General features: G+C 36.8%; 6 protein-coding genes and 1 pseudogene. All 7 read right to left on the bottom strand.

Annotated elements, in window-relative coordinates; translation table 11 throughout:
- Nucleotides 1–167: 167 nt before the first annotated feature.
- Nucleotides 168–590, bottom strand: a pseudogene (locus tag ARSQ2_RS13205) (DNA methyltransferase); the annotation flags it as partial.
- A gap of 952 nt (nt 591–1,542) precedes the next feature.
- On the bottom strand, nt 1,543–1,788 hold the full coding sequence (locus ARSQ2_RS10205) for an acetate and sugar kinases/Hsc70/actin family protein (protein WP_181995236.1): 246 nt from the start codon (nt 1,786–1,788) through the stop codon (nt 1,543–1,545).
- 97 nt (nt 1,789–1,885) lie between these two features.
- Nucleotides 1,886–2,164 (bottom strand): plasmid segregation protein ParM domain-containing protein, encoded by a 279-nt coding sequence (gene parM, locus ARSQ2_RS10210; protein WP_181995239.1) that lies wholly within the window; start codon nt 2,162–2,164, stop codon nt 1,886–1,888.
- 412 nt (nt 2,165–2,576) lie between these two features.
- The gene (locus ARSQ2_RS10215; protein WP_181995237.1) at nt 2,577–2,885 is read right to left on the bottom strand and encodes a hypothetical protein; all 309 of its coding nucleotides are present in this window, start codon (nt 2,883–2,885) and stop codon (nt 2,577–2,579) included.
- Nucleotides 2,886–3,437 carry an Rpn family recombination-promoting nuclease/putative transposase gene (locus ARSQ2_RS13885; RefSeq protein WP_181995238.1) on the bottom strand — a complete coding sequence of 184 codons (552 nt, stop codon included), beginning with the start codon at nt 3,435–3,437 and terminating at the stop codon, nt 2,886–2,888.
- An 83-nt stretch (nt 3,438–3,520) separates the two neighbouring features.
- Nucleotides 3,521–3,586 carry an Rpn family recombination-promoting nuclease/putative transposase gene (locus tag ARSQ2_RS13890; protein WP_255487685.1) on the bottom strand — a complete coding sequence of 22 codons (66 nt, stop codon included), beginning with the start codon at nt 3,584–3,586 and terminating at the stop codon, nt 3,521–3,523.
- 109 nt (nt 3,587–3,695) lie between these two features.
- The gene (locus tag ARSQ2_RS13895) at nt 3,696–3,881 is read right to left on the bottom strand and encodes an Rpn family recombination-promoting nuclease/putative transposase (protein ID WP_255487684.1); all 186 of its coding nucleotides are present in this window, start codon (nt 3,879–3,881) and stop codon (nt 3,696–3,698) included.
- Nucleotides 3,882–4,116: the final 235 nt, after the last annotated feature.

Genomic DNA, 4,116 nt, shown 5'->3' on the forward strand with positions numbered 1-4,116 from the left:
GTTTCTCGGATACTCAACCCTTCTTCTTCCATCGTAAATATCACTTTACGTCTAAAACCAATTGAATAGCTCATATAAATAATGTAATCAAAATGTATATTTTTCTCCAATATAAATTTACTGATATAGAGTAATTACTTGTAATCATTTTAAAGTCGCCCAGCTATATTGCCTGTATATTGCCATGACTTTACGTCTTTCATTGGCTTTAGAGGCATCACAGGACGACCTTTCGCCAACAGATAAGCATTTTCGTGGCTATGCTCCAAAAAACCAGTTTTTGATGCATAACGTTTCTTGAAAACGAGATGACCAACAATATGGAAGCCGGATTTTTTCCACGCATCAACAAATTTATCTACCCGATTCCAGCCGTAAAAACTGACCATCAGACTATTGGGCTTCAATACACGAAACATTTGTTGACAGGTGCGCTTTAACTATTCGTCATTTTTATCATTCGCAATTGATCGCCCTGACCTGTCGGTATAATCAACCAGAAAAGGGGGATCGGTGAGTATAAAATCGATTGCATTATCAGGAAAAATTGCCATAATTTTCTGGCTGTCGCCTTGTATAAATCGGGACATTGCGAGTGTCTTCTATTTAGTGGGACAGCAGGAGGTGACCCCGTGTCACCGTTCCCTTACTGCCCGATGTCACGAAACCATTGACCATTTGGGGTCAAGTGGACCGTGGAATACCGGAGCCATGTTGTGGCGAGGATATGCCGCGGCGAAAGACACTTGAAGGCTTGCCGTCCCCTAAAAATGGGCGTATGGCAAGCTGGCCTCGGGCAGTAAGGGAAATCCTTCAAATTTCAAATTAATGCGATGGATAAATCTGATTTATAGGTGGAATTCAATTTATTTAAGCGATACGCTTTTTTCAATGGGTTTCTAATATCCGGTAGGGAAACATAAGCAGAGCCGGGATTAGCGGCGACATCCTTATTGTTAAGACTTCATGCCTTTTAAATTATCGATAATTTTATTATTACCAACTTGGTTATCTTTAATGGGCGTTAATTCTTACTTCTTTTTTTCATTAGGAGTTTTTTCAAAAACGCCTGCAACCTGTTTTATCAATGCGATAAGTTCATCTCCTGTTATTCCTTGTCGATAAAGACTGAAATAATTGCGGGCAACGTGTATCTACTTCAGCTAAACAACACCACAAACCACCTTTCGTTCCCCTCGCATTTTAATGGTAATTTATCCATGAAATACACGCCTCATGATCTTGAGGATATATGCGACGCAGATATTTGTATTTTCGTCTATCTCATACATCTGCCTTAATACGTAAACGAGTTTTAACGAGAGCAAGTTGAGCATCATCCAATTTTCTAACTTTGTTATTACGAAAATGAGCAGTTACGTAATAATCAATCAATTCAGCACCACCCCCCTGCTAAATAAATGGGATTGACTTTTTGAAGTTGTTCTATTTGACTAATCACGCTTTTAGCGTAGTTCTCAATTGCATTATTAATTTCGGTCATGACATGATCAATCATGCTACGCTTATTAATAATTGCACTTATCTTTTCTTATCTTCAGAACTTAAAATATTATTTGCTTCATATTCATTAATATCACTATCAGCGATACCCATCGCTTTAATAATGGCAATAGCAACACTACGAGTACCAATTGAAGGATTACCATAAACCTCAGATACGTCCAGTTCACCGCCTGTTATGATACCACAATCCATGGTATTGCCACCCAGATCGGCGATGATGCTTTCCAATGGAAGCATCATCTTTTTCCAATTCTTCTGCAACGGCGAAACGACTCAGCATTACAAAAACCTCTTTATTTCAACTGTGATTATTATTTACTTTTACTTTCCTTAAAACGGTATTTCTTTTGTTTCAATGTTAGCCATGTTCTTTTGCCCATCCTGATGAAAAATTAATAGGCAATGTTACAGTTATTTCTATTTCCTGTGGAGATAGAGTAGATGTTAGCAACGCTTTATGAATCGCCAACAAATCAAGATCGCTGTATTGAAATGCTATATTTCTTGTAGAAAGAATTGCATTATGTCCCTTGTCAAAAGCGTACTTTTTCCCAGCGATGTCAAAGTTCAATACTTGATTAAACGCCTCTGATTTCCACCCTTCTCTAAAAGCATTAGGTGAAATATGAGTTTTAATATTCCTTTTCTAGCCAGGCTAATTTCACACAGGTAGAACCATCATCGCACATCACACTGAGCATAATAAATCTCACTCTAATTAATTTATAAAAGAAATTTTCTGGTCTCAGAATAACACAAAAAAAAGATTAATATAAATATATTACCTAGTATTTAATTAATTGTTATTTCTAATTCTAATTTATTGGTATTAAAGAAATAATAAAAAATCTTATAACGAAAATGTTAGCTATATAAAGAGAATTTAAGAAATTTCATTAGGGTTATGGGTTTGATTTTTTTCGCCGTGCTAAACGTTGCAAATTATCCTCAACATCGGCTTGGGTCACAACGCCCGCTATCTGACCTTCTTTGTCATAACGAAACGCGCCTAACTGGATAAGTGCCCGATAATCAACATGATCCCAATACTACCTAGACAGGCTTTTAAACGCTTTCTGGCTATCGGTAATGACTTTCCCTTCAGCTCCTGCCACATATCCCTGCTGGATGCTAATTTTCATGGGTTTCAATTGATTTTCAGGAAGTAGATTAGGCCAAAACGTACTGATTTGTGAAATCGCTTCCTCTAACGGCAATCGCTTTTTAGGCGGTGTGGGTGGTTTTGGTATTTTAACCTTCACTTCCTGTTTAGATTTTTCAACCACCTTCTTGGGTTGCTGTTTTGCTACTTTGAGAGGATGAGGCTTTTTTGCCTGCTTTTTGGGCGGAGCATTCACTCAGACCTTTTTACGGTAAACTGAGTTACTCTGGGGCTGCTCTTCCTGTGAAACCTTTCTATGGCGATTGAGGGTTAATTTCTTGCGTTCTGTCATCGTTTTAGTCTTTAAACAGGTTGCTATATCGGAATCAGTCAAACCCATAAATTTCATCACTGATTGCCTGTCCATGCCTGTTATTAGCATTTGGCGCGCTATCTCAAGTTGAGCTTCAAGTTTACCTTTTTGCATTCCCTCTTGAATGCCTTCTGCTTTACCTTGTTGCATACCTTGTTGTATACCTTTTTGAATTCCGATCTCTTCAATTTGTTGAGCAATCGTCATAAGTGCCCCCTCGTGTTTTTCTGATTGTTTCGCTATCTCAGTGATAAATTCCATTGACTTTTTGCTGTTACCTTCTTGGATGAGATAGTTAAACATGGTTATTACTTGATTATCAGTATAATAATTATACGACAAGCGTTTAACAATACTATCCAGTAGCTCGGCCATATCCCTTCTGCGAATGTTCTTCTGGATGAGTTCAAGCAACGCCATTCGCTTATGCTTCATGATCTCCCCGTCATGAACCGGTTAATTAGTAACCATTTCGGGTATTAATTTCTTATACATAAAACCATCAATTTATCAGGCGTTTACTGATGTTCAATCAGCAGATAGAGATAAGCTCTTCCCTTTTTTGTTTTGACAAAATAGAGAATATCACTCTGATATAGCTAAGCGTCTTAATTTTGATTACAAAAATATATATTTTTCTCCAATATAAATTTACTGATATAGAATAATTACTTGTAATCATTTTAAAGTCACCTAGCTATAGTTTTTCATTTCACTATCGAAAAATGACCCTGATTCCACTTTTAGACTATTCAAGTCACATAGAGCTTTAATCTCATCCGGTAACCAGATATCGAAGAAATTTTTTGCCATCTCTTTTTCACTTAAAAACTGCTTGAATACAGCATCATGGGGCGTTGGGGTGAATTTTTTACTCATTGTATTTGTTAACTAAATAGTAGTTTAATTAATTTTTTCATCTTGTCAGCAATCAGACAAAACTAAGCAGCAATAAATTATTAGAGCAACAATGAAGAACTTTCCAATGAATCATCATTATAGAGCTTATTTTGGATATCGCTGATAAAGTCGTTGTACTGACTGTTTGCAAAAAATTTGATGCCTATCAGCCGTACCTCGTCATTTTCGTCAATGATAATACGCTCTTTATTAT

It is taken from the genome of Arsenophonus endosymbiont of Bemisia tabaci Q2 (assembly GCF_902713415.1).
Classification (GTDB): Bacteria; Pseudomonadota; Gammaproteobacteria; order Enterobacterales; family Enterobacteriaceae; genus Arsenophonus.

Coding starts and splice junctions, on each gene's coding strand:
- ARSQ2_RS13885 (WP_181995238.1), bottom strand. CDS start 3,437: ATGAAGCATAAGCGAATGGCGTTGCTTGAACTCATCCAGAAGAACATT.
- ARSQ2_RS13895 (WP_255487684.1), bottom strand. CDS start 3,881: ATGAGTAAAAAATTCACCCCAACGCCCCATGATGCTGTATTCAAGCAG.